This is a genomic window from Deefgea rivuli DSM 18356, assembly GCF_000620145.1.
Taxonomy (GTDB): domain Bacteria; phylum Pseudomonadota; class Gammaproteobacteria; order Burkholderiales; family Chitinibacteraceae; genus Deefgea; species Deefgea rivuli.
The window spans coordinates 198,969-225,656 of sequence record NZ_JHVM01000008.1; the positions used below are offsets into that span (position 1 = coordinate 198,969).

23 protein-coding genes are annotated in these 26,688 nt (G+C 45.4%); 14 read left to right on the forward strand and 9 right to left on the reverse strand.

The window, feature by feature from the left end; all coding sequences use genetic code 11:
- Positions 1-81: 81 nt before the first annotated feature.
- The gene (gene ppc, locus Q320_RS0103500; RefSeq protein WP_027467862.1) at positions 82-2,844 is read right to left on the reverse strand and encodes a phosphoenolpyruvate carboxylase; all 2,763 of its coding nucleotides are present in this window, start codon (positions 2,842-2,844) and stop codon (positions 82-84) included.
- 111 nt (positions 2,845-2,955) lie between these two features.
- Between ppc and Q320_RS0103505 the strand changes: the two genes are divergently transcribed.
- The 3 genes from Q320_RS0103505 (at position 2,956) to Q320_RS20575 (ending at position 6,290) form a co-directional block, all read left to right on the forward strand.
- Positions 2,956-3,798, forward strand: coding sequence for a PhzF family phenazine biosynthesis protein (locus Q320_RS0103505; protein WP_035852062.1), 843 nt, complete (start codon positions 2,956-2,958; stop codon positions 3,796-3,798).
- A gap of 59 nt (positions 3,799-3,857) precedes the next feature.
- Complete coding sequence (locus Q320_RS0103510; protein ID WP_027467864.1) at positions 3,858-5,480, forward strand: methyl-accepting chemotaxis protein; 1,623 nt, start codon at positions 3,858-3,860, stop codon at positions 5,478-5,480.
- A 138-nt stretch (positions 5,481-5,618) separates the two neighbouring features.
- The gene (locus Q320_RS20575) at positions 5,619-6,290 is read left to right on the forward strand and encodes an outer membrane lipoprotein (RefSeq protein ID WP_051534427.1); all 672 of its coding nucleotides are present in this window, start codon (positions 5,619-5,621) and stop codon (positions 6,288-6,290) included.
- Positions 6,291-6,351: 61 nt separating this feature from the next.
- Here Q320_RS20575 and Q320_RS18285 read toward each other — a convergent pair whose 3' ends face one another.
- Together Q320_RS18285 and Q320_RS0103525 are read right to left on the reverse strand one after the other, a co-directional pair.
- Positions 6,352-7,449: an AI-2E family transporter gene (locus Q320_RS18285; RefSeq protein WP_051534428.1), complete on the reverse strand. Its 1,098-nt coding sequence runs from the start codon at positions 7,447-7,449 to the stop codon at positions 6,352-6,354.
- Positions 7,450-7,588: 139 nt separating this feature from the next.
- On the reverse strand, positions 7,589-7,888 hold the full coding sequence (locus Q320_RS0103525) for a hypothetical protein (protein WP_027467865.1): 300 nt from the start codon (positions 7,886-7,888) through the stop codon (positions 7,589-7,591).
- 286 nt (positions 7,889-8,174) lie between these two features.
- On the opposite strand from Q320_RS0103525, the gene glmS reads away from it, so the two are divergent.
- Positions 8,175-9,998: a glutamine--fructose-6-phosphate transaminase (isomerizing) gene (glmS, locus tag Q320_RS0103530; protein WP_027467866.1), complete on the forward strand. Its 1,824-nt coding sequence runs from the start codon at positions 8,175-8,177 to the stop codon at positions 9,996-9,998.
- 260 nt (positions 9,999-10,258) lie between these two features.
- Here glmS and Q320_RS0103535 read toward each other — a convergent pair whose 3' ends face one another.
- Positions 10,259-10,948 carry an NUDIX hydrolase gene (locus Q320_RS0103535; protein ID WP_027467867.1) on the reverse strand — a complete coding sequence of 230 codons (690 nt, stop codon included), beginning with the start codon at positions 10,946-10,948 and terminating at the stop codon, positions 10,259-10,261.
- A gap of 208 nt (positions 10,949-11,156) precedes the next feature.
- On the opposite strand from Q320_RS0103535, the gene prs reads away from it, so the two are divergent.
- The 3 genes from prs (at position 11,157) to Q320_RS0103550 (ending at position 14,139) form a co-directional block, all read left to right on the forward strand.
- Positions 11,157-12,023 carry a ribose-phosphate diphosphokinase gene (prs, locus tag Q320_RS18290; RefSeq protein WP_051534429.1) on the forward strand — a complete coding sequence of 289 codons (867 nt, stop codon included), beginning with the start codon at positions 11,157-11,159 and terminating at the stop codon, positions 12,021-12,023.
- Positions 12,020-13,489, forward strand: a complete 1,470-nt coding sequence (locus tag Q320_RS0103545; RefSeq protein ID WP_027467868.1) for a nicotinate phosphoribosyltransferase — start codon at positions 12,020-12,022, stop codon at positions 13,487-13,489. The genes prs and Q320_RS0103545 overlap by 4 nt, the downstream gene beginning before the upstream one ends.
- Before the next feature lie 203 nt (positions 13,490-13,692).
- Positions 13,693-14,139 (forward strand): 5' nucleotidase, NT5C type, encoded by a 447-nt coding sequence (locus tag Q320_RS0103550; RefSeq protein WP_027467869.1) that lies wholly within the window; start codon positions 13,693-13,695, stop codon positions 14,137-14,139.
- A gap of 238 nt (positions 14,140-14,377) precedes the next feature.
- Here Q320_RS0103550 and Q320_RS18295 read toward each other — a convergent pair whose 3' ends face one another.
- The 4 genes from Q320_RS18295 to Q320_RS0103575 form a co-directional block, all read right to left on the reverse strand.
- Positions 14,378-15,313 (reverse strand): tetratricopeptide repeat protein, encoded by a 936-nt coding sequence (locus Q320_RS18295; RefSeq protein WP_084282327.1) that lies wholly within the window; start codon positions 15,311-15,313, stop codon positions 14,378-14,380.
- Positions 15,314-15,608: 295 nt separating this feature from the next.
- The gene (locus Q320_RS0103560; protein WP_027467870.1) at positions 15,609-16,016 is read right to left on the reverse strand and encodes an MAPEG family protein; all 408 of its coding nucleotides are present in this window, start codon (positions 16,014-16,016) and stop codon (positions 15,609-15,611) included.
- 533 nt (positions 16,017-16,549) lie between these two features.
- The gene (locus tag Q320_RS21170) at positions 16,550-16,804 is read right to left on the reverse strand and encodes a hypothetical protein (protein WP_084282329.1); all 255 of its coding nucleotides are present in this window, start codon (positions 16,802-16,804) and stop codon (positions 16,550-16,552) included.
- Between the two features lie 507 nt (positions 16,805-17,311).
- Complete coding sequence (locus Q320_RS0103575) at positions 17,312-17,881, reverse strand: hypothetical protein (protein ID WP_027467872.1); 570 nt, start codon at positions 17,879-17,881, stop codon at positions 17,312-17,314.
- Positions 17,882-18,463: 582 nt separating this feature from the next.
- Between Q320_RS0103575 and Q320_RS0103585 the strand changes: the two genes are divergently transcribed.
- From Q320_RS0103585 to Q320_RS22080, 7 genes are all read left to right on the forward strand, one after another.
- Positions 18,464-19,126 carry a hypothetical protein gene (locus tag Q320_RS0103585; RefSeq protein ID WP_027467874.1) on the forward strand — a complete coding sequence of 221 codons (663 nt, stop codon included), beginning with the start codon at positions 18,464-18,466 and terminating at the stop codon, positions 19,124-19,126.
- A 284-nt stretch (positions 19,127-19,410) separates the two neighbouring features.
- Positions 19,411-20,847 carry an RNA-directed DNA polymerase gene (locus tag Q320_RS0103590; RefSeq protein WP_027467875.1) on the forward strand — a complete coding sequence of 479 codons (1,437 nt, stop codon included), beginning with the start codon at positions 19,411-19,413 and terminating at the stop codon, positions 20,845-20,847.
- 207 nt (positions 20,848-21,054) lie between these two features.
- A complete protein-coding gene (locus Q320_RS0103595) occupies positions 21,055-21,681 on the forward strand; it encodes an SLATT domain-containing protein (protein WP_156938968.1) in 627 nt (208 codons plus the stop codon).
- 80 nt (positions 21,682-21,761) lie between these two features.
- The gene (locus Q320_RS0103600) at positions 21,762-22,910 is read left to right on the forward strand and encodes an XRE family transcriptional regulator (protein ID WP_035852066.1); all 1,149 of its coding nucleotides are present in this window, start codon (positions 21,762-21,764) and stop codon (positions 22,908-22,910) included.
- Complete coding sequence (locus Q320_RS0103605) at positions 22,907-23,401, forward strand: DUF4411 family protein (RefSeq protein ID WP_027467878.1); 495 nt, start codon at positions 22,907-22,909, stop codon at positions 23,399-23,401. The genes Q320_RS0103600 and Q320_RS0103605 overlap by 4 nt, the downstream gene beginning before the upstream one ends.
- Positions 23,402-23,533: 132 nt before the next feature.
- Positions 23,534-24,064: a hypothetical protein gene (locus tag Q320_RS0103610; protein WP_027467879.1), complete on the forward strand. Its 531-nt coding sequence runs from the start codon at positions 23,534-23,536 to the stop codon at positions 24,062-24,064.
- A 381-nt stretch (positions 24,065-24,445) separates the two neighbouring features.
- Entirely contained in the window at positions 24,446-24,577 is a 132-nt protein-coding gene (locus Q320_RS22080; RefSeq protein ID WP_281174222.1) for a hypothetical protein, read from the forward strand.
- A 515-nt stretch (positions 24,578-25,092) separates the two neighbouring features.
- Here Q320_RS22080 and Q320_RS0103620 read toward each other — a convergent pair.
- Positions 25,093-26,526, reverse strand: a complete 1,434-nt coding sequence (locus tag Q320_RS0103620) for a TniQ family protein (RefSeq protein WP_084282331.1) — start codon at positions 26,524-26,526, stop codon at positions 25,093-25,095.
- Between the last annotated feature and the right edge of the window lie 162 nt (positions 26,527-26,688).

The window sequence follows — 26,688 nt, forward strand, 5'->3', positions numbered from 1 at the left end:
AAGACAGGCAAGCCCAAGACAGTACATTCAGTACGACAAGGCGAGACAACGATGCAAGAAAATTTTTGCAGACTACTTAAATTAGCCGCTATTACGCAAGCCTGCTGATACACCATTAATCGTCAAATGCACTGCGTGACGCAATTCTTCTGAATCATCACCGCCACGAATGCGTTTGAGCAACTCAACTTGCAAGTGATTAAGTGGATCAAGGTAAGGTAGGCGGTTATCCAAGCTTCGAGCCAGAGTTGGATTATCGCCCAACAATTGCTCGTGACCAGTAATCGCCAAGACTGCATCGACTGAGCGCTGCCATTCGGCTTTAATTCGGCCAAAAATACGCGCGGCAACCGCTTGATCTTGCACCAATTCAGAATAACGCTCAGCGATTGCGATATCCGATTTTGCCAATACCATTTCCATATTCGAAATCGTCACTTGCAAGAAAGACCAATTTGCATACAGTTCACGCAAATTTGCAAGGCCATCATCGCCCGTTTCTGCTAGATATTCCGCAATCGCAGTACCAAAACCATACCAGCCCGGCAACATCAAACGGCATTGCGACCATGAGAATACCCAAGGAATCGCACGCAAATCGCCAATGCTAGTGGTGTTTTTACGTGCAGCTGGGCGCGAACCGATATTCAGATTCGGAATCTCAGTAATCGGCGTCGCTTCAAGGAAATAGGTAATGAAGTCCGGCGTTGCATACACCAAATCACGATAGAACTGGTAAGCGCGGCTTGATAGGCGTTCCATCAAAGCGCGGCGCGCAATCACGTCATCCGTTTCAACGATGGCGGGTTGGAAGCTTGCATCCAAGGTTGCAGCAACCAATATTTCCAAATTACGGCGACCGACTTCGCGATCGGCGTATTTAGCGGTAATCACTTCGCCTTGTTCGGTAATCCGAATTTGGCCGTTCACCGAGCCTGCTGGCTGCGCCAAGATCGCATCGTAAGCTGGACCACCACCACGACCGACCGTACCACCACGACCGTGGAATAAACGCAATTTAATACCGGCGGCAGTAAACACATCCACCAAGGCGAGTTCAGCTTTATACAGCTCCCAATTCGACGTGAGGTAACCTCCCTCTTTATTCGAATCAGAATAACCCAGCATCACTTCTTGCACATGGTTGCGGCAATTGAGCAATTGACGCCATTGTGTCAACGCAAACATCTCAGTCATGATTTTGCCACTATTGCGCAAATCTGGCGTCGTTTCGAACAATGGAATGATATTGACTTTGCTGCGCACTTGTGGTGCCAATGACACTAAACCAACATCATTGAGCAAGACCGCGACTTCCAACATATCCGACACGGATTCACAGTTAGAAATAATGTAATTTGGCAATACAGCCTCGCCATAACGCGCTTGCAATTCAGCGGCGGCATGCAAAATATCGAGTTCTTGCTGTACTTCTGGGCTGTACGTGACGTCATACGGGCAAATCAGCGGACGTGGGCTGGATAATTCGCGCAGCAGCACGGTACGACGCGATTGCTCATCCAGCTTGCTGTATTCCTCAAGACCGGCTTGCTGGAATAATTCGCAAATCATTTTTTCATGAATCGCTGAATTTTGACGCATATCGACTGGCGCTAAGAAAAAGCCAAATACCGATACGGCGCGTTGCAAACGACGCAAACGACCATTGGCCAATTTTGCAGCGCCATGTGCTTTTAATGAACGCGCAATCGTTGCCAAATCAGCCGACAATTCATCGGCATTTTTATACGCAGCAGCATGCGCCACATCATGCAATTCATGATGGAAAGTACCAATTTCTAAGGCAGTAGCAAAAATACGTGACGCAATGGCAGACACCGCCAAACGATACGGTTCGCCAATTTTGCGCGCTTTATCGTCAACAGCGGTTTCAGACAATTCAGACAAGGCTTGATCGACAGCGACTAAACGCGTCGACATTGACAATTCGCCCTCTAACTTCAAGCATTGCTGATAATAATGATCCAGTGCCACGCCAGCTTGACGTGAAACCGCATAGCGCATCACATCCGCTGTCACGTTTGGATTGCCATCGCGATCGCCACCAATCCAGCTACCCACTTGAATAAAATTCGGCAATTGAATGGCTTCACCGCTCATATCCGAGAATTTGTCTTCCAAATCTTGATACAAGCGTGGGATTTCATGCAGGAAGGTATTACGGAAGAACGTCGAACCATTTTCGATTTCGTCTTGTACCGTCAATTTAACAGTGCGCACTTCGCGGGTTTGCCACAACGTCAGCATCACGCGTTCCATCGCCTCTTGATTGGCGCGAACTTCTTCTGGCGTCATTTGGCTGCGATCACGTTCCGTCAACAAAGCGGCCAAAGCAGTGTGGCAATTAAGGATGGTTTTACGCTTCACTTCAGTCGGATGCGCGGTCATCACCGGCGCAATAAGTGTATCCGCCAATAACGCCAACATTTCAGAAGGCTTAACGTTACGCTCCACCAGATCATCAATCACTGCCGAAATACTACCGCGCTGCGCTTTCGAGCCCGCAATTTTGTGAGCACGACGACGGCGATTGTGATGCAAATCCTCTGCTATATTGGATAAATGTGAGAAATAGCTAAATGCACGCACCAAGGCCATTGTCGTTGGCATATCGAGTACTGATAAAGAACGCGCAAGCGCTTTACCTGCATCAGGCTCATGACCTTGTACATAACGGAACGCCAGCTGGCGAATCGCTTCAATTTGTTCAGCCGTTGCAGCACCAGCCTGCTCACGAATCGTGTCAGACAACAAGGCAGCAAGGAGATCAAGATCCCGCTTTAAGGGCTGGTCTTTCTCAGCAATAGGTAAGTTCACAGGCATGGCAGTCCAACAATAGAAGTTTAAGACAATATTTTTTTGCCATTTTACCAAACTATGCCGTTTTCTGCCCCATTATGTGGCAGCCACCTTTTCTTTCAGGGCAATTGCTAAATGCCTCAATTCACCTTTCATATGCTCAATGTATTTGCCGAGAAACCACTGTCTGGCGATCCATTAATTATATTTAGTAATGATGAATTTCCTAACCCTGAAACTTGCCAAGCCCTTGCCTACCAAATGGGTGGCAGCGAAGTCGCCTTCTTTAACCCAAAAACACGCGAGCTCTGCTGTTTTGGTCCGCAATACAGCCTGCCTTTTTCCGGCCGCGCTTTAATCGGTGCTGCGGCGCTCTTGCATCAAAACAATCCTGATTTTCATTCCGCGCAAATCAGCACTAGCATTGGCACTACACCAGTAGAGTATGCAAATGAAGGCTATAGCTTTATTAGCCCAGCGGGCAGTACCCGGCCTTGTGAACGTGGGCATCTTGAAGTCGCCCAAGCACTTGATATTGCCGTCCGCGATATTATCAACCCCATCTTATTTGTCGATAGTGGCCTTGAACAATTAATGATCCAAGTTCGTTCACGGCAAAGCGTTTTACAAGCCAAACCACACCCCACACTGTTGGCGTATTGCTTAGAAAGCCCGAAATCTTTAGTACAGGCCACCATTTGGAGCATGGAAGGCGAGCTAATCACGCTGCGCTGCTTTAGTGCCAATCCATTTCAAATTAGCGAAGATTTTGCCTCCGGCACTGCGGCGGCCAATATCGCCAGTTACTTATTAGCCACCGGTAGCAAAACTCCGCTGCAATTTAAGATTGAGCAAGGCCACACAATTCAGAAATTAATCAGCCGATTATCTATCCTCAACGTTAAGATTGATCTACAACTACAGGTGCATGTGAGCGGGAAAGTGAGTTATTTAGGCCAAGGCATAATTAAACTCTAATATTCAAGGCATAATACGCAGCATAAAAATCACTTGATATTTGATATCCGGAGTAAAAAATGACATTGAAATTTAAAGCATGGAGTCTATCCATCGCCGTCTTGATCTCCTTGATTGGCGTCATGCTTGTCGGTCTTAGCACCATGCGCGAAATGAGTGCGACCGACAATCAAGCACGTATTGAGCAGCTACTCCGCAGCAGCTACTTGACCATCACCCAGTTAGAAAACATGGCGGCAAGCGGCAAACTAACTGAAGCCCAAGCCAAAGAAATCGCAATTCAGATTCTGCGCGAGAATAAATACCACAAGTCTGAATATGTCTACGTCACCGATGAAAAACTCAATTTCATCGCGGCTCCAGGTGATCCGCAAATTCATGGCAAAGCATTTAATGAAGTGCTTAAAGATGCAAGCGGCAAAGGCGTCGGTGATATTGTCGCCGCCGCTTTACAAAAATCAGGCGGCGCACTCACGTCCTATCCATGGACGAATGAGCGTGACGGCAAAATTGTAGACTTACTCTCAGTCGCACAAAAAACTCCGCGTTGGGGTTGGGTCGTTGGTAATGGGGTTAGCTTTGCTGAAGCCGATGCCCGTTTTTGGAGTAATGCACGCTGGCAAGTGATTGTGTGCTTGATCGTCGCCGGTATCGTCGGCTTCTTTATGCTCACTACCGTGCGCCGAATCTTGAATGATCTGGGTGGGGAACCTTCTGAAGTGCTGAAGTTAGTGCAAAGCGTGGCCGATGGTAATTTACAAGGCAACACTGGTATTGGTAATGCATCGCCGCAGAGTATTTTTGGCTCGGTCATCCGAATGCGTGAATCACTGCGTACCGTGATGACGCAGCTTTCCCAAGCCGTAAATACCCTACATCACACCAGCGATGACATCGTCTCGCGCGCACAAGACAGTAATCGTTTAATCGAAGCACAAGGCAATGCAGCAAGCCGCATCGCCCATACCGCCGAAGTTTTTGCCGACCAAACCCGTGCCGCTGAACAACAAGCCAACACCGCACGCCAACAAAGTGAATCGGCGACTGAAATCTCTGCCAAAGGTTTGAATGTTTTGTCTTCTGCTGTGAAACGCTTTGCCGATATTGAGCAAGCCGTTGGTGATACACAAAGCAGCATTGATGATTTGGCGCAGCGCGTGACGAGCATTTCTGCGGTGATTGCCGTGATTCGCGATGTCGCCGACCAAACCAATTTACTGGCCCTCAATGCCGCGATTGAAGCGGCTCGAGCAGGCGATATGGGCCGTGGTTTTGCTGTTGTAGCCGATGAAGTACGTAAATTAGCCGAGCGCACCAGCTCAGCAACACAAGAAATTGGCCTGACCATTACCGCCGTACAAGGCAGCGGTCAAAATGCCAAAACACGTATGGATGAAATGGTCGTGCAACTGAAAGAAGGGATACGCCAAGCCAAAGAAGGTGGCGAAGCCGTCAAAGCCATCCGCCAAGAAACTGAAGCGACCGCTGCTGTCGTTGGCCAAATTGGCCACTCGCTTGCAGAACAAGTCACTTCCAGTATGGCGATTCGCAATGACGTCGATGAAGTTGCCCAATCGTCCAGCGGCACCATGTCGGCCGCACAAGGCACCGTGGGCGCAGCGCAATCGATTAAAGTTGTTTCTGGGCAACTGGCCTCTTTGGTACAAAAATTTAAACTCTAATTCAGCGATTTTCAAAACACACAAAGCCCAAGCCCGTCTTGGGCTTTGTTATTTTTACACCCTCGCAATGTGCGTCGGTTAACAGTCCGTTCAGCTTTAATAGAGGAAGATATCCATATATTCATCGGAGCAATAATTATGTCAAATACCAGCAATACTCCCCACCCCCTTATTTTAGCCGCAGCCGGCTCAGTGATTCTTGCCTCGGGCGTTGGTATTGCAAACTGGTTCGGCCTGATTGGGCAAGCCACCCCAATTGCTAGTGCGCCGATTGTGGTCATCAGTGCCACAGCAACACCTAGCCCAACTTTAACGCCATCACCAAGTCCGACCGCAACACCAACTGCCACGCCAACGATCAAACCAACATCGGCACCAACGCAAAAACCCAAACCTAAGCCGACACTACACGCCGTAGTGACCAGTAATCCAGTCAACCTCATTACTCCCATGCCAGTACCGATCAAACCAATTTGCCAAAACTGCGGGCGCATCGTGAACATTCAAGCAATTGAAGTTGCCGGTGAAGGTGGTCCTGGCGGTGTAATTCTGGGGGGTGCTGCAGGTGGCCTGCTTGGCAATCAAATTGGGAAAGGCAGAGGAAAAACTCTCGCGACAATTGCCGGTGTAGTCGGCGGTGCAGTGATAGGCACGCAAGTTGAAAAACAAATCAAAAAAGAAACGCATTACGATGTGACCACCCAATTTGATGATGGCAGCACACGAACGATTCAATACCCACAAGCGCCTGCATTGCAAATTGGCCAGCGCGTTAGGCTCGTTAACGGTACTTTAATGGCCGACAACTAAATCGCAGTCGATATAAAAAAGCCGCTGACACAATCAGCGGCTTTTTTATTACACCCTTACTTTACTCAATATCTACATCTTTAGGTGTTGAGGTCGCCGTAGGCGGTAATGATTTTGGATAAAAAATCCAGCTGCGCGCCAATTCATAAAAAATCGTCAATAGCACAGGGCCAATAAAGACGCCCAACATACCGAATGCCAATGCGCCGCCCAATACACCAAAGAAAATCAAAATAAACGGCAATGAACTGCCTTTGCCAATCAGTAATGGCTTAATCACATTGTCCGCCGAACCCACCACAAACAACATCCAACTCACCATGAAAATCGCCCAACCCACTTCACCTTGGTAATACAACCAAGCTGCCGCTGGTAAGCCAATTAGCGCGGGGCCAAATGGTAATAACGCTAAAATAAAACTCGCAAAACCTAAAGATGTTGCATTCGGCACGCCAGAAATCAAGAAAGCAAACCATGCTAATAAAGCCTGCACCACCGCAGTTCCCATAAAACCATACACCACGCCCTTGGTTGAACTGCATGAAATAGCCAACAATTCGGTGCTGCGTTCACCCGCAAGCCGCTCAACAAAACCGCGAATCCAAAGCAATAAATCTTCACCGCTCATATAAATAAAAAACGCAATAAACAAGCTCATCATCAACAGCATCATGCCGCTACCAATTTCTTTCACCAACACCAACAATAATTGTGAAGCGGGCGCCATATAAGTGCGGAACGAATTAATCGTATCCATATCTTTCGCACCGATTTTCATCCAGATCACATCCAAATGATTACCCAAGACTGGAATCGACACCAACCACTTGGGTAATGCCGGCCAGCCATTGCTGAATGCAGCATGCAGCTGAATACTCCACCCAGAAGCCACACTAGAGAAATCACTCGCTGCCAATACGACTGGCAGCAAAATAAAGCAACACAAGGCCGTCATCATGGTGAGTGCAGCTAAAGCACGACGGCCTTTTAGGATTTTCACCAAATACAAATACGGTTTCCAAGTGCTCACAACCAAAATTCCAGCCCAGAGCGATGCCGCCAAAAAAGGCCGAACAATCGCAAAAATAGTCAGCGACAAAAAACAAATCGTCGCCAGTGCAATCAACGGTTCAACAAAATCAGCAGTTTTATTTTTCATCTTGTAAAGCCTGGCAATTAAAGTTCGCCTAGGATAAGCGAAAATGCCTACCGCCTGTATTTCATCGGCACAAATTAAAATCGACCCAACAAAAGTGGGTCGATTTACAAACAATCTATTGATTATTCTGCTTTAAATCTCAGCGACTTTGATTCGCCGTCATCCGTGCTCGATACACCAGCAAGCCCATCACATTCGCAATATCACGCCGTGCTTGTAATGAATCAATACGGCCAAATCGATCACTCAATGCTTCATGCACTTCACATGCTAAATGAAATAATAGTGGTTTTTCGCTGAGCGGTGCACTCACCAGATAATGGTTAATTTCATTCACTACTTGGTCGGCCAGCTCCTCTGGATAAGTCGCCCGAGAGGTCAAAATACAATCCAGCAAACGAACACCAATCACGCCCATAGAAAGCAGCTGAATTGTCATCACATCCTCCCACATAAAGCAAAGCATAACTTCACTGTAGTGAGCAAAAACAGGCTTGGTGGCGCTATCCGTCAAACGGTAATGCGGGTATTCAAGTAGCGACAAGCGTCTTAAATTCTTCTACATTCTGATGATGCAATGCACCATTAGGTGCTGGTGAAAAAATTTTATGGCAAGACGTAAAAGCCGAAAGCAGTACATCCAGTACAGCTAGGTGAAACAACGGAGCAAGACTGGGTGGCCTTAGGCCAAAACTTTTGCTTAACTACTTAACTAGGAATAATTTATGTGCGGAATTGTTGGCGCAGTATCTGATCGAAATGTAGTTCCAATGTTATTAGCCGGTTTAGCGCGGCTTGAATATCGCGGTTATGATTCCAGCGGCATCGCGCTCAATGGCAACAATCAACTCGAGCGCATCCGAGTTGCTGGCCGCGTTGCCGATTTAACGGCACGCTGCACAAAAGCCAATGGCACAAGTGGCATCGCGCACACCCGTTGGGCTACGCATGGCATCCCATCCGAAGCCAATGCACACCCGCATTTGGGTGGCGACTCCATCATGGTCGTCCACAACGGGATCATCGAAAACCACGCCGAGCTCAAACTCGAACTCCAAGCCGCTGGCTATGTGTTTAGCTCAGAAACCGACACCGAAGCCATTGCCCATTTAATCCATTTTGAATTACAACGTCACGGCAATCTACAAGCCGCCGTGCAAGCCGCCATTCCGCGTTTACACGGCGCTTTTGCAATTGGCGTCGCCTGCATTCATGAACCCAACCTGCTGATCTGCGCACGACAAGGCAGCCCTTTAGTTTTAGGCTTAGGATTTGGCGAGCAATTTTTCGCCTCTGATATCGCGGCACTACTGCCACTCACGCAGCGTATGATTTACCTTGAAGAAGGCGATCTCGCCGTTATTCAGCGCGAAGCCATTCAGATCTTCGATATCAACGGCCAAAGCGTCAACCGCCCTGCCCGCACGCTAGATGTAGTGACAGATTCAGCCGATCTTGGCCCGTATCGCCACTATATGCAAAAAGAAATTTTTGCCCAGCCGACGGCACTCGCCGACACCCTTGCCCCTGCACTCAAGCAAGGTTTTTCAGCAGATTTATTTGGTAGCGCCGCAACTGAAATTTTTGGCCACACCACAGCCGTTCGCATTGTTGCGTGTGGTTCAAGCTATCACGCAGGGCTTGTTGCACGTTACTGGATTGAGGAATACACCGGCCTGCCCGTCAGCGTTGATATTGCCAGCGAATATCGTTACCGCAGCGGGCGCGAGCAAGACGGCACCCTGATTGTTGCCATCTCGCAATCCGGTGAAACCGCCGATCTACTCGCAGCACTGCGTTCGGCCAAAGAGCGCGGCCAAGTTCATGTTTTGGCGCTTTGCAATGTCGCCCATTCAACGCTCACTCGTGAAGCGGATCTTGTGGCGCTCACGCATGCGGGCATTGAAATTGGCGTTGCCTCCACCAAAGCCTTCACCACCCAGCTCGCCGCACTATTTACCCTTGCCGGCACGCTAGCTAGCTGCCGCCAAACTTTAGCGCCAGCGCAAATTTCTGAGCTCGCCAACTGGCTACCGCGCCTTCCCGCGATGTTCAGCGATATTTTCCCACTTGAAACCGAGCTTGAGGAATGGGCGCACGAACTGAGCCATTACAATCACGCACTGTTTTTAGGCCGCCACACACTATTCCCAATTGCACTGGAAGGCGCGCTGAAACTCAAAGAAATCGCTTATATCCATGCCGAAGGCTATGCAGCAGGCGAACTTAAGCACGGCCCACTCGCGCTCGTTGATGAAAATATGCCTATCATTGTCTGCGCCGCTAACGATGGCCTCTTTGATAAATTACTGTCTAATCTGCGCGAAGTCGAAGCACGCGGCGGCAAGATTTTCCTGATCGCTGAACCAGGTTGCGAAGCGGCATTTCCCTACTGCCATCGCACTATTACACTACCAAGCCAAACTGGCCCGCTCGCGCCGATTGTCTTCACGCTGCCGCTACAATTTCTGGCCTATCACACCGCCTGCCGCAAAGGCACCGACGTCGATAAACCCCGCAATTTAGCCAAAAGTGTCACAGTTGAGTAAATAGTGATGCAAATGGCCGCTTTGATCAGAATAAATAAAGTCAGTATCAAATAAATAAAGTCTGTTTAGATGAGTTGCACCAAAAATTCTTTCATCACGCATCACGTAAAATTTAGGAACAACTGAAGTACATACTTCGAATCTGAGTCAAAGTATCGATACACAGGCTTGAAAATATCGAAGGCCGCTACCTGATGGTTTGCGGCCTTTCATATTTTAAGCCTTGGTATCAGCACCTCGGCCAAAGCTGACGTTTGCGTTTAAATGCTTAGATTTCTCTCGAAGTTAATGATATTGGCATCTGGCTTGAGTGAATATAACTGCGCCAAACGTCCACCTGATGAAATTTTTTCATTACTGACTTCAAACATTTCAGACGCTTCAATTCGCCGCATTAGGCTTTTACGCTGGATCGGTTTTTCAATAATTGCTTCAATAACCGCCATCAATTGCCCGATCGTAAACTGCTGCGGCAGACAAAAAACGGGGAGCATTGAGTAAAGCGTTTTTTGTTGTAATCGTTGCCGTGCAAGCTCGATGATCTGCAGATGATCAAACGCAATCACCAACTCGGTCAGCTCACTCACAGGTATCCAGCACGCCATTTCTACGGTTTCAATATGAGAGGCTACGGCCTGATATGCGACGAGAGCGTAATAGGCTAGCGTGACACTAAACCCGCGCGGGTCTCGCTCTAGACCTGAAAAAACCTGCAATTGCGCCAAGTAGTTCGGCGCGAACCCTGTTTTGGCTGCCAATTTGCGACGGGCTGTCATGTCTGTGTTTTGATCAAGGTCGATATCAATAAAACCGCCAGGTAAGCCCCACGCTCTGCAATAAGGAGCCTCTGCGCGTTTCACCATGAGCACTTTAAGTACATTGTCTTGGACGGTAAACAACACACTATCAACGGTGAATAGGGGTTTTTTGATGAGATCTGGACTTGGCATTGCGCTCTCTACTTTATGTCTCTAGGACATTCTTTTTATAGCATAAAAATCACACAAAGATAAATGTGCGTATTTAAATTTGACATAGTGTCTCAGAGACACTATATTTGCGTTGTGGTTTGAAACAGAAGATACAAATCACACGCAGAAGCATAGTCAAGCTACTTGGAATCACTTACGCTCTGGTTACTTTCAAAAAGGTCGAGTTATGACAAGCTCCAGTACAGTAATTAGCCGCTATTCCTTACCAAAGGCACCGCAAGAAGATGGCGTGTTGAAGCTATTTCAATTTGGTAGTGGTGAAAATCATGTCCAGATTTCGGCCCCCAATAGCGCGCACGTTGAAATTTTGTTTCGCTATCAAGGTGATCAATCAATGATGCAGCTTTTGCTGCTAACTGATGCACTGCGTCGTCAAGGCGCAACAGAAATTGATTTATTGATTCCTTATTTTCCTGGTGCACGGCAAGACCGAGTCTGTAATCCTGGCGAAGCGCTCTCTGCCAAGGTTTATGCCGATTTAATCAATCAGCAGCAGTACCGCAAAGTTTGCCTGTTTGATCCACACAGCGATGTCATCGTGGCATTACTCAATCAGGTTAGGGTCGTTAAAAATCATCATTTTTTGCAGGACGTACTCAACGAGACTGGCCAAGAAGTCGTTTTAATTTCACCTGACGCTGGCTCAAATAAAAAGATTTTTGAGTTATCGAGCCAGCTTGGCGGACTCCCTGTCGTACGAGCGGACAAAGTTCGTGATGTTCGTAATGGCGCGATCATTGGTACTGAAGTGTTCTGTGATGATTTAAGCGGTAAAACAGCACTGATTGTCGATGATATTTGTGCTGGCGGCCGAACGTTTATTGAATTGGCCAAAAAACTCAAAGCCAAAGGCTGTGAAAAAATTATTCTCGCTGTTTCTCATTATGAGGGTAGCGCTGATGTGGCCAAGTTAGCTGACAGTGGCATTGATGCGGTTTACACAACCAGCAGTTTGCAAGACTGGCCAGCGACTGAATTTCTAAATGTAAAAAATATTTGGCGCTATATGCCAACACAAGGAGAGTCAAAATGAACTTGAATCCCGCTACTGCCATTGATGGCTATAAAGTCGATCACCGCCGTCAGTATCCAGATAACACTGAAGTGATCTTTAGTAATCTGACCGCACGTAACACCCGTCGTGACTATACCGATCAGATGGTGTTTTTTGGGCTGCAATACTTCGTCAAAAGCTTCTTGATTAAAAACTGGAATGAAGACTTTTTTCAGCAACCCAAAGACGAAGTGATTCGCCGGTTTTCACGTCGTATTAATAATTACCTTGGCCCAAATAACGTAGGCACCCAGCACATTGCTGATTTGCATGATCTGGGTTATTTACCGATCAAAATCATGGCATTGCCAGAAGGTTCGGTTTATCCATTGAAAGTACCTTGTCTAATTATCTTTAATACTGACGAGCGTTTTTTCTGGCTGACTAATTATTTAGAAACTATTCTTTCGACTAATGTTTGGGGTATGTGTACCAGTGCCACTACTGCCAATGAGTACAAGAAGATACTCACTCAATTCGCACTGGAAACGGATGGCAGTACCGATTTTGTGAATTGGCAAGGTCACGATTTTAGTTTCCGTGGCATGTATGGCGCTGAAGCGGCTGCAATGAGTGGCGCAGCACATTTATTGAGTTTTACCGGCACCGATACCATTCCAGCGATTGATTTTCTGGAAGACTATTACAACGCCAATAGCGATCTTGAACTGGTTGGCGGCAGCGTCGCTGCGACAGAACACTCGGTCATGTGCGCTGGCGGTATGGACAATGAGCTGGAAACCTTCCGCCGCTTAATCCAAGACATTTATCCAGCAGGCATCGTGAGTATCGTGTCGGATTCTTGGGATTTCTGGCAAGTGATGACCGACTTTACCGTTAAGCTCAAAGCGCAAATCTTAGCGCGTGACGGCAAAGTGGTGTTCCGTCCAGATACTGGCTGCCCAGTTAAAATGATTTGTGGTGATGCCGATGCACCAGAAGGTTCTCCAGAACATAAAGGCGCGATTGAATGCTTATGGGATGTATTTGGCGGCACCTTCAGTACCACTGGATATAAATTACTCGATTCGCATGTCGGGTTGATTTATGGTGATTCGATCACTATCGAGCGTGCTAGAGCGATTTGTGAAGGCTTAAAAGCTAAAGGCTTTGCCTCGACGAATGTGGTGTTCGGTATCGGTAGCTACACCTATCAGTTCGTAACACGGGATACCGATGGCTTTGCTGTCAAAGCCACATTTGCCAAAATTGCGGGTGAAGATCGTGAAATTTTCAAAGCCCCCAAAACAGGGGATGGCACGAAAAATTCAGCAAAAGGTTTGGTTGCTGTGTTCAAGGACGAAAATGGCGAGTTTTACTTAAAAGACCAAGCAAGTTGGGATGAGGTAAACAATTGTGAGTTTATCGAAGTGTTTCAAGATGGGAAATTGTTGAACGATGCTAGTCTTGTGGAAATCAGAGCTAGATTAGCTGCGACGCTCTAAGAACTAGACAACGCCAACTTGAAGTACTGAGTTGGCGTTTTTATTTGCTAGAAGATGTTCTATGTATACCACGGTAGCTTTGCTTTTATGAAAAATGAGTTTGCTTGCCGAAACTGATTTTCGCCCTGTTTAAAACTTGAATTTATTCAGTAAAATGGCGCGAGCATATAGTTCATTTAATTATTAACCCAAGAAGAAAATGAATGATTATTTACATCGATATGGATGATGTACTGTGTGATTTTTCTGGAGCGCATGCAAAGGCTCTGGCGGAAAATCCTGGCATCGCTTTTCCTCAGTCTCAATATGGGTTTTACCAGAGACTACCGCCATTAGAAGGTGCAATTGAGGCGGTAAAAGAACTCATTCATTCAGATGAATATATGCCATACATTTTAACTGCGCCTTCAACTAAAAATCCATTTTCATACACCGAAAAAAGAGTCTGGATAGAAGACCATTTTGGTTATGACTTTGTAGAGCGTTTAATTATTTGTTCTAACAAGGGGCTTCTTAAAGGTGGTATTTTAGTTGACGATAATCATTCAGGCCGTGGGCAAGAGAACTTCGAAGGAAAGTTAATCCATTTTGGAACCACTCAGTTCCCAAATTGGGGCGCCGTTAGACGAGAATTAAGTCTAAAAATTTGACTCTGCTTTTCTATATGACTATAGCGCTACGCATTTTTAACAAGTGACATTGACATACCATTCGAAGGTGCTGCTTTACTTGATGGGTAGCGCCTGCACAGCTTGATATGAAGTTTGGGTATGGAATTTATGCCATCAAGACTGAATCGCCCTGAGTTAACTCGACGCTTTATGTCTGCAAAGATCGATCTGTCGATACCCAAGGCTGTTCGGCTAAAGCGGCCGCTAAGAAGCTCACTTAAATTTTGCTTGTTAGGTATGCTGCAATCGCTTTGTTAAGACTACTTGGTTTTGCCATTTCACTAGTTAATCGCTGGCCTGACTCAATCTGCTTGGGCGTCATCTTTGAGGTGACTACATCCCGATGTTTAATCGCCTCAGCATTACCGTAGACCGCAACAAGATTAAACAGTGCGTAGGCCACTACCCAGTCCTGCGACACGCCTAGTGCATTTTCGTACATCGAGCCGAGCTTAATTTGCGCGTTAACATCACCTTGCTCAGCTGCTTTGGTATACCAGCTCACTGCCTGCGTATAGTCTTGTGGAACGCCATGCCCTTTTTCGTACATCGAACCGAGTCTAGTTTGTGCTTTAGCCTCTCCTTGCTCAGCTGCGCTCCGATACCAGTTTACGGCTTTGGCGTTGTCCTGCGCCATGCCGAGTCCAATTTCGTACGCTATACCTAACAAGCTTTGCCCGGCAGAATTGCCTTGTTCTGCAGACTTACGAAACCAGCTCACTGCTTGAACATCGTCCTTTGTCACACCCTTACCTTCGAAATACCTTATGCCAAGAATGGCTTGCGAATTGGCATCGCCTTGCTCGGCGGACTTGCGAAACCAGTCCACCGACTGCGCATGGTCTTGCGGCACGCCTTGGCCTTTTTCATACATTACGCCGAGATTGGATTGCGCATTGGCATAGCCTTGTTCAGCAGCTTTGCGATACCAGTTTACAGCTTGGACATAGTCTCGAATTACGCCTCGGCCGTTAGCATACATCAGGCCTAAATGATGCTGGGCGGCTGCATCGCCTTGCTCAGCGAGCGGTCGGAATTCTTGCAAGGCTAGTACGTAGTTTTTTGCCTTAAGTGCTGCGATGCCTTCTTCATAGCCTGCATGGGATATTGAAATGCAGCTTGCTAATAAAGTAGCGAAAATGATTCTTCTCATGTGGAGTTGCCGTTGTCTTTTGCGATGTTAGTGCATTGCAGAATTTGTGCGATTAAATGGTACGGAACCTACCGAAAAGACCGCTTCTGGCCGACTACCGCCTGTTATCAACCCAAAACAGTCACCCAGCCGTTTTCGTCATGAGCTGATAGTATGTGTAAGTGGTCGCTCAGCCATTCTTGTTAATCGTTATTACTATGGGCAAAGTAGAGATTTTAAGATTCATTTTTTGGGCGATTTTGTTTTAAACATAGGTGCTCTTATTTAGCTGCGCACCTCACTTTACTAGCTGCTTTTATTGGCTAAGAGCGCTTGCCCCAAGAACAAACCACATGCACATTACCGCAACAAAGTTTATTGTAAATATTGCGCCACGAAGCCGAATATTTGTAGTAAATATTTGAATAGCACAATGAAGTAAACGACCAAGAATAAAGAGCCAAGCGAACCATAAATGTATGTGCTGATAAAATTCAGGGCGAGAAATAACAATTATGCATGCGGCGTAAAATAGTACAGGCCATTCAAATTGATTGGAAAGGTTTGCACTTACCCTTGGTTCTAGCTTAGCAAAAGGATTGCTTCCATCGGGATTAGCTCCAATGCCCCATACTTTAGGTGCGCGCATTACCGTCAGGAAAACATAAAGTATTGCAACCAGCAATATGTGGGATAGCATAGGCAAAAACAATAAGTTATTCATAAAGAAATTCTACTTTTATGGTTCTGAGGTGTGTTGCTAAATATGGAAACCAAAGCGTGGGACAAAATTAACTAAAAATAACTCTTGATATTTCTGCTGTTGGCCGACTACCGTCAGCTGACAGGTCATTGTCGGCGCACAATGAAGCTGACGCAAAAGTAAGTTGCTTGATGTAGTGCTGGGCGCACACGAGTGGCGGTTTTGGCCGAACAGCTTTGGCAGGCAACAGAAATAAAAAAAGTCGCTACTCAATGGTTAGCGGCCTTTAGTTTTTCAGGCTGTGGCATCAACAGATCGGCCATAGCGGACATAACCCGTCGACGAAACTGGGGGCGATTCATACCGTATGAAAAAATAGATTGGCCGCTTTGGCCTAATAAGCGAGTATGTGCAAAAAATGCACATACTTACAAACTGCCCAAACGGGCTTCATGCTGTTCTTAGGCATTCTTGTTGTGAATTGCCCGGTTGGATGCGCTCCAACCGAATACCTTCGGGATCACACTCGGCGGTTAAGCAAAATCGAAGTCGTTCTAGTTGGATAATTGATCCAGCGGTTCGCTAGCATCGGATATTTGTAGCCAAGGTCCAAGAACTTCTGCAACACATTGCGGGCACAAATCGAGACTAATAATATTACCATCCCCAAAAACTGATGAATATCCGGCTTTATATGAAACAGATAATCGTTCCTGCCAATCAAGGTCATCTGGAGTTAATCGACGCTGACAACGATTACAAATACAGGCCGAAATAACCGAGATCGTTCTAGTCGTGTATTCAATCATGGTACTTTACCTTCAAATTAGTGTGCTCTTAGTACACAGAATAGGCCACTTTGCTCTCTTTGCTTTAGTACGCCAGCATCGGTAGAAATTGTATTCCTGTGCGCGCTACCAGAGTTTGATAACTGATTACTCCATTAAGTTTGGTATCGTTTTTGTTCTCGACCCAGTAGGCCCAGGATTTGCCTGCAGTTGGAGCGTAGACCAGCTTATATAGAGCCCCCAGAACACCGCTCATTTTCGTGTCTTGTTGATTTCTTACGCAAAAACTAGTTAGATAATGTATTCGTAGCTACACATGAGCGGCCACTATGGCCGAAGTTTTGATGGCTAAATGTGGAAAACGAAAGGCCGATAACCAACGTGTAGCGGCCTTATTCAATTCGGCCGCCTGCCAAAGCTGTTCGGCCAAAGCAGACAACGTAACGACTAAAAATGTCACATGACGAAGCGACAGCAGACGTAAAACTAGCAAGCGAACTTGATGTTTAAACTTATCGATCCACAACATTATGGCTGTGGAAGCCTTCTGATTGCGTATTCCCTAGCCATATCGGCAGTAAAACGCATTGAAGCGATTTGGCGGTCAAATGACTCTACAGCTTCTCGAGCAATTGTTGCTTCTTTGTTGAATTTCATCACTGCTGAATTCTTCGCATCAGCTCTAGCCTTAACAAGACTAGCATACAGCCTAAAGTGTTCAACAAAGGCAGCTCCAACGATAAAGCTTTTGGCATTTATCTTGTCAGTTATATTTCGAAGTTTTTCATCGATTTTCTGATTGGCCTCTTTAAACTCAGCATTTTCCTTGCTAGCATCTTGGCTTGTCATCTCAGCAAACTTCACCCGAGTAGCAAAAGCTTCAGATCGATCTAGCTCTGCTTCATATTGATACAAAGCAATCCAAATTTCTTGGCATGACTCAACAAAAGCCACAGTTCCCGCAACTCGTTGCGCTTCAATTAGTTTATATCTTTCTATCGATTGATTAGCCACATAGCCAGCCAGCACAAGAATAAGAGCAATCAGCAGCTTCTCGAAGAATATCTCAAACAGCTTATGGTTAATAATTTTTTCCATATAGACTCCACTGGAGCGCGTAGGATGGGTTGAGCCGTGAGTTATGGCGATGCCCATCATCTGGGATTAATGGGTATCATTTCACGCAACCCATTCTACACGCTGAAATTTGTTATTCATCGTTGGCTCCTGTTTTTTTATTGGACTTCCGCTTGTGGCCAACTACCATCTGCTGACAGGCATTGTCTACTCTGAATGAAACTGACGCAAAAGTAAGATTTCGGATGTGGGAGCAAAAGCACATGATCGGCCGCTTTGGCCGATGTATTGATGCCGAAGCTGGAAATATGAAAGGCCGAAAACCATGTGGTTGCGGCCATCTTTATTTTTGCCTCATGCCTGTGCTGTTCGGCCTTAACGAACAGTAAAAACTATTTATTCATGGCCAAAATCAGTGTGTCACTACACATTGAGCCCATGTTCGATGTTGGTCGGCAAAAGCAAAAGAAAGAGACTCGCGTTGTTCAGGCATTACTACCTGCATTTGTCCATAGACGGTGCGCCGCTTGCTCGCCAGACCAACCTACTGTGACAATAGACGGTGATTCCCCTTTTATTCGTTATGCGGCTAGGAGTAATTGAGTGCCCCTGACAACTCAGCAGATCGGCGATCTTCAAAAGTCCATTATTGGGTATGCATTTCCACCCGTCTATTTTGACTTCACAAACAACATGGAAATACATGCAGGCAGCATCGCTGAGGTTGAAGCGCGTATCCGGACGCTGCTTACCTCAAGCAATACACAAGAAATTGAGCACGGTCTTGCTAATGTTATTTACTGGGGGAATGCAAATGCAGGCTATCAAATGCATCGGGTTATGGAATTCAGGAAACATATTACCCAATCACAGCTGCAGGAATTTCAAGCCTTAGTTTCAGGCGGAAAAATTCCAACTCTTATAAATATTTTAAAACTTAAAATGCCCCAGTTCTCTGGGATATCATTCGTCTCTAAAATTATTGCTTTTCTGGATCCAGTCAATTACTGCGTCTTGGATTTGTTGCTTTCAAGGCTTAACGGTATCAATCATAGCAAGGCATTAAGTACACTAAAATTTACCACCCAAATTGGTGTAACAAGCAGTAATAGCCTAGTTTATTACTCTTGGTGTAAAGAGTGCATTGCAATAAGCCATCGCTACTATGGCGGAGCCTATCGAGCTATTGATATAGAACGTGGCTTCTTTAACCTTATTCAAGGCGGTAACTTGTCACTTGCTCAGAAAATATATTCAGCCGCATAACAGTCGTTCAATGCCGACACGCTCCACGTGCAGCCTAAACGCCCACGTTAGATGGCTAAACCTAGAATATGCCAATGACCACAGTCCAACGAAAGATCAAACCAGTGCAATGCGTCTTCTTAGCCATTTAGCCAACCACGTTTACTTATTTGTCCAGTGCTTTTAAGTGATAGCATCTGAACGATTTCGAGATGCAACATCTGCAAGTTAAATTTATGTCTGGAATAATTGAGTCAGAACAGAATTTTCTGCTAACCTAGCTCAGGCTAAATCAGGTTCGATTAATGACAAGAACAATTGCGGAAATATTATTTGGAAATGGCGAAATCAGTGATTCAGCATTATTCGAGTCGCTGTTCGCTCCAGCCACTTTATATAGTGTGTTTGAGGATAAGCATGCAACAAGTACGAGCAAAGGAATAGACCGTATTAATGGATTTCAATTTTTTTCTCGTGCAGAAGCTGAATTTGTTACCACATCAAAAAAATGCATCGCAGGCACGTATTATTTCGCGCCTTATTTGGAAGTATTGAAAGCAAAGGGACGCAATAAACTGCCTCGGCTTATTGGTATCCCGACCATTCGTGATCGTGTCATACTGGCTCAGCTTAATCGTTTTCTTGCGGCAGTATTTCCAGAATGTATTCCACGCAATATCGCCAGCACATATGTACGTTCGATTTCTGAAGATCTGCAAGGCAGAAACCCTGACGATACATGGGTTTGTTGTACCGACATCAAGACCTTTTACGATTCAATTGAACGTGACCGCTTAATAACGGTGCTTGAAAAAAAAATACACAGTAACGCAGCATTGCGCTTGATCCGGCACGCGCTACTGACTCCAACTGTACCAAAAAATACTAAGCGTAATCGCCATGCTGATTACAAAACAGCTACTGGTGTACCACAAGGATTGGCAATTTCTAATATCCTTGCTGCGATCTATATGCAGCCAATTGATGAAGCCATGAAGCAGCTAGATGTAAACTACTATCGATATGTAGATGATGTGATCATGTATGGCGATCACGATTCGGTTAAACGCGCAAAAGAATCACTGACAGGCAGGTTGAAACGACGTGGATTGTCGTTGCATGCCACCAATTCAGGGAAGACACAGGTTGCCCAGCTTTCGAGACCGTTCGGCTACCTTGGGTATTTTTTTGAAGGCACCGCAGTCACCGTCCGAGAAGCAACAATTGAGCGTTTTCTGCAATCAATCGCCGCTAAATTTAGCGATTTCACACACAACAAAAAACATCGGCTAGATAAACACAAATATCTGACTGAAGAGCGTCTAGCTGATATTTTTTTGCTTGAGCTAAACGAAAGAATTACTGGTGCAATATCAGGGCAAAAACGGTACGGCTGGATTGCCTACTTTAGCCAAATAACCGATCTGTCGTTACTACATAAAATTGACCATACAATCAGAGGTCTTTTTAGCCGTTTGCCTGAGTTTGATTTTCGACCGCCAGCAGATCTCAAAACATTACGCAGGTCCTACTGGGAAATGCGCCACAACTCGAATGGTGGCTATGTTAGAAATTATGATGCGATCACGACTCGGGAGGAAAAACTTGCTTTTTTAGAACAGCGTGGCCGTCTTGATCCAGATGAAACACTGACCGACGAACAGATTGATGACAAATATGCGCGCTATGTTCGATATATTTTATCAACAATGCATGCAGATGAAGGGGCGGTTTATGGTTGATTCAGGTACTATAATTCCTGCAGGCTGTATGGCTACGCGCAAGCGAAACCTCCCAAGTTGTTTGGGAGCGGAAGTGCTCCATGCCAGATTTCGATCTGGAACGGTACTTTGTACTGAACCTTCTAATGGCCCAAATGGCGCACGAGAAGAGGATCTGACTGATTTATAAGTTATGCGGCCTGCCCATCACCCCAAAGTCACAACTACATGAAAACATATCTGACTACGCTACGGACTAAAGCATGGAGAACGTCAGGCTCTCGATATAACGCGGCTCGTAGACTAAGGCGGCGTGAATTATTCTCGACAATTAGCTTGGCATTATTTTCATCGTTAAGTGTAGCCATCGCATTCGTTCAACTCGTCTACTTCAAAGACAAGCCAGAAATTAATAATTACCTGACTAGTTTATCTGCCAGCTTAGGCATTTTCCTATTGGCAATTAGTCTGATTGAACAGGGTGCCGCCAACGGAGCAAAGGCTGAGGTACTGCATCATAATGCAGAAGAGTTGAATGACTTTCAAGAGTCGGTTGCATTACTTCTTGCTAAAGTCGATGCGCATGAATCAATAACATGGAGTGACGTAGAAGCTTATCGCTTAAAATATCAAACGATCAAAACCAACTGCAAATTTAATCATGAGCCGATTGATAATCAATTATTCTTGGCTGAACAGCGCAAATCAGACGAGCTTTTGAAAAAAGATGGCTCAGTGAGGATGAACTTCTGGCAAGCAGTTCATATTAGGTGGGAGTGGCGCATCGCTAGTATTCGATATTTCGGTATTTTGTGGCTGATTATTGCACTAGCAATAATATTTACACCATTGTAATGGAGTAACACACTTACTGTTTTAACACAGTTTAATATCTACTAGACGCCTTTAGAGCGTTGATACTACTATTGGGTATCATGAGCACCGCCCTTATAAAACCCTCCTTACTGATATGGTCCCGTCAACGCGCCAACCTGACACAACAGCAGGTTGCGGATACGCTCGCGGTTAAACTAGCCAAGATCATTGCTTGGGAGGCAGGAGAAGAGCAGCCCACATTCAAGCAAGCTCAAAAATGGGCTAATGCCACACATGTGCCATTTGGGTATCTGTTTTTAAGCTCCCCACCACAAGATGAGATAGCAATTCCAGATTTACGGACTGTCGGTGGTGCTGTACTGGACAAGCCTAGCCCAGCCTTGCAAGAAATGGTTAAAGATGCGCTCAAAAAACAGGATTGGTTTAAAGAATACCTAATCGATCAAGGTGCAGAACCTTTGCCATTCATTGGTAAATTCAGCCACACAGCTCGTATGGCCGATGTTGTTGCAGATATGCGTATGGTGCTTGGTTTTGCAGATCCGCAGCAGCATCCTAACCATGACGATTACCTGCGAAAAATCATTGCAAATGCTGAAGTAGCCGGCATTTTGGTTATGCGCTCTGGCATCGTTGGCGCAAATACACATCGTAAACTCGATGTCGCTGAGTTTCGCGGATTTGCAATCAGCGACCCTATTGCACCCATCGTTTTTATTAATAGTGCCGATGCACCAAGCGCCAGACTATTTACTCTTATTCATGAATTGGCACACCTCTGGATTGGCAGCTCTGGAATTTCCAATTTCAGTAGGAATGTAGATCGTAAAGAAGAAGCTTTTTGCAATCAGGTCGCAGGTGAGTTTCTTGTCCCAGAAACTGAAATAAAGCATTTTTGGAATGATGAACTAGTTCTCTGGACCGATAACTTGGCAGGGCTCGCAAGCCGTTTCAAAGTTAGTAAATTAGTCGTTGCTAAACGCGCGGCTGACTTGGGATTTATTAGTGATAATGAGTATGCAACTTACTATAGGAACGAGCTTGAGTTGCATCGACAAAGCAAAAGTAAAGACAGCGGTGGAAGTGGTGATTTTTACGCTAATCTGGGTGCACGTAATGGCAAACGATTGAGCCAAGCTGTTGTGGCTGCCGCGTTAAGTGGTCAGATGTTATTACGTGACGCGGCGAGTCTTTTGGGTGTTCAACCTTCTAAAATAACAACATTCGCGGGTAAGCTCAACATATGAGATATTTGCTCGATTCAAATACTTTTATTCAGGCCAAAAATTTTTATTATAATCCTGCATTCTGTCCTGCTTATTGGGATTGGATTCAGCAAAAACACTCAGCTGCCGTCGTATCTAGCATCTGTTTTGTTGCTGAGGAGCTGGAGAAAGGTAACGATTTTCTTTCCACTTGGGTCAAAGAATACGATCAATTTTTCATTGACGTAGACGATCAAGAAACACAAGAGGCATACCAGCAAATTGTTAAATATGTCGCTGAACATCAAGATGGTATGAAGCCCAACGCGATGCCCGATTTCTTATCTGGGGCAGATCCTTGGCTTATAGCAAAAGCGATTGTGATCGGCTCGACCATCGTTACTCAAGAAAAGAAAGATCCACTCAATAAGAAGAAATTCCTCATTCCAAATATTGCTGCTGTATTTGGAATGAAATGCATCAACACCTTTGAATTGCTGAGTATGGAGTCTGCAGTTTTTAAAGCTCACTGAATGTACTAATTCAAGTTGCGTGCTGTTCTGCTGGTTAATGCCAATGGAGGCTATGGCTGAGCAGCGCCAGCAGGGTGCTAAAATATTGAAGACAACTATCGCGAACCAACGTTATGTTCTTCTAAGGCCGACATGATCCACGAGTCCAGTTATTGGAAAGATGATCTTCTCAAACTCGCGAGCAGACTTGAGCGTAGGCTTATCCAAACACGTTGGGGCGAAAAAAATCTTTACACCATTGAGAAAGAAATATTCCTCGGCTTCTACTCAATCAGAAAATTAATTGAATCAAAGAAAATTTCCGACAAAATATCCCACAAGAAATATTCAATCCATGAATTTGCTTATCGTGGAAATGCTGTCTCTCTCGCAACTTTTTTTAAAGAATCAGAGTACGATTTAAGCAAGTCAAAAGTCACTGAAATATCAATATCAGCACTTTGCAATCAATTTATTCACAGCCATCATTTTTTACCGTTTCTCCCAAATAATAAAAACCTTATAGGCTTTTTCTTTTGCTCAGACCACAAAAGGACTAAGGGGCTTTATCTGATAACTCTCTTTGACGTGGTTGATATTTACCGCACAGTGGGAAATAATTACCCGCACACCATGTGTATAAAGCAGTTACCGAATGGTAAACAGACTACGACCATTGAGTAGGCACATAATATTGCTCCTCATCTTTGTTTACTGTACCGTCCGCTTTTGCCGAACTGCCGCCGTTGTGTGAAGTTAACTGAGCGGCAGCTTTACTTCCCTTACCTGTTACTCACGCTGCCGCTGGCTCGGCATGTGCCACGTCGCTACAAGCAGGCTATCCCTAAATTTTACCCAGTCGTTTTCGGTGAAGGGGGGCGCCCTTGATAGTCGTGCTGGCGTTTAGATGTAAAGATTGAGGTTTGGTGGAGTGTCAAGATTCAAGTACAATCTTGACAGATTCTATCGCCAAGTCACGAGGGCAGATGTAGTGACTTGATTCATTTGGGAAAAGCGGAATCTTTACAAGTTTACTGCGCTTAATTTTTTTGGGGAGGAGTGATAATGGAACAACTCTGGCAAGCAACATTTCTCATTGCGGGGACATTTGTTGCGTTTGGCCTTCTTGGGGTAGTTGTGCATCTCTTTACCAGAAAGAAAGATGCAAAACATAACCATTTGCCGCACGCACACTGAATTTAAGCACTGAACCTAAACCTGTTTGCCTCTACGGATGTTCGCGCCGACGCGATTTTAACCCAGTTGCCGATATTTGCTTGACCTAGGCACATGCTTTGGAGTCCATTGAAATCTATCGAGATATTGGCTTTTGATGTGGGTCAGCTGAATATCGGCAGTTGGGTCAATAAAACATCGGCGACAACAGCTAGAGCTTTATTCTATTGAAAAAGTTGGTCGTTTGCTGCTGGGAGCGAGAATTCATGCAAAATTCAAGTCAAACTGCCTGTTATAGAAGCGAATCCATGTCAATTTGCTGAGTTCATGAGCAAATTTTAGGCATATTAATCATGGTGCAGGAGAAAAATTTAGATTTTCAACAGTATCGCTGAAGTCAAGACACATCATAGACGATGCGCAGTAGCAGCTTACACATTTGAAAACACCCACTTGGAGTGAGTGCTGGTTTAAAAAAATAATTTAGGCCGCTTTTGTCGGTAATTGCTAAATCGATTTAAACCGCCCCCAAATTGTTAATCCTTTAAGAGACGCTTTACACGCACCCATCTTAAATCAGCAGTTTCAGCTTCACGAACCAATTCCATTAACTCCTGAAGTGCTTTTTTGCAAAAATAGCGAGTAGATGGAATACCTACTTGGCGCATATGATTAATAACCGTTGCTATATTAAGGTCTAGCGATTTGGCCATTTTTGTAATATCCCCATGATTAGCAAGATATGCCACTTTCATTTCAGGTCGCATAGGCATAAGCAGTGTTTTTGGTATTTCAGATAAACCTCGGCTGTCCTTTTCAAGCGCAAGATCTTCTTTGGAAGGGGGTTTAGGTTTAACAAAAATATCAGCATCACGAACAATCTCAAAAATAACATGCCGTTCAGCTTCATTTAGCAATACTGCGGATGGAACACCAGCCTTCTTCATATGGCGTGTCACCGTCGACATATCCTTTTCCAAAAATTTAGTCATTGCGCTGAAGTTACCCTCGCACTGCAAGTATGCATTTTGCATATCCGATCGCATTATTACTTTCTTAGGGAAAGACAGTTTATGCAGATCAAGTGGTAATTCAAAAAACTTAGAAACAGCATAGTCCACATCATCGTGGCACAAAGCCAAAGTCAGGGCATGCGCCAACCCCGTGCAAACTTGACTTCCAACAACTCCATCCAAAGCAGAAAAAGGCACCCCTTTCAGCTTTTTGGCTAATTCAGGCCAATGTGTGGCTAGCCAAAGACTAGGTAACTCTTGTTGCACCCGATCACTAATTCTTGTTGCACTACCACGCAGCACAACCTTCAAACCCATTTGACGTAATGCGGTGCTATGAAAAGCAGACGCAACGTAGCGACACTGTCGTCGTTGATTGAGGAAACGGCTTGAAATTTTGATATATCGCGAAATAACAGGATGATACTGAAGTTCAGCAAGTTCTTTTGGAACTGTTTCAGCAATTGCACTCCATCGCTGAGGTGGCTCGTCAAATGCATGTTGTTTGTGAATATAGCTCAACGCTGCGCTGTGAATTGGACAGGCATCAACTCCCGGTAATTGATGAAATCTACGCCAATAGGAGAACCCTAGATCACGCTTATCACTATCCACGCACTCATCGCAAAAATATGCGGCATCACGCTCATGCTTTAAAGCCGCACGTTGGCGACTTTTTGCAACCGACTCAAATTTTCGCGGCTCTTCTCGCTCAAAAGTTGTGACCCAATAGAAAGGGAGCATCGTATGCTTCTGCAAATACTCCTCGGATTCCATTCCTAGATGCGTCGTAATTAAGCGATCAACTGATGGAGGTTCCCAATCTTTTGCTCCACTTCGAAAACATTGATCCAATTCACGAATAAGCTGCGACGAAGAATTATAGCCATTAACTCGGCCCAATCGACCGAAGTGCCCACCCACAAATTCATCGGGTAGTGGTTGTACAAAAAACATGAAATTTACCGATACTGAAAAATTTAGAACGAAAGGATTAAAGTGCGCGATTAACTGAAGTCAGGGCGAAATCGTGGACATCACGACGCTCCCAAACCGAGGCTATAGCAACCTACATTAATTGTTGATTGCCACGAACTTTGATAGATTCACGCGGCAGTG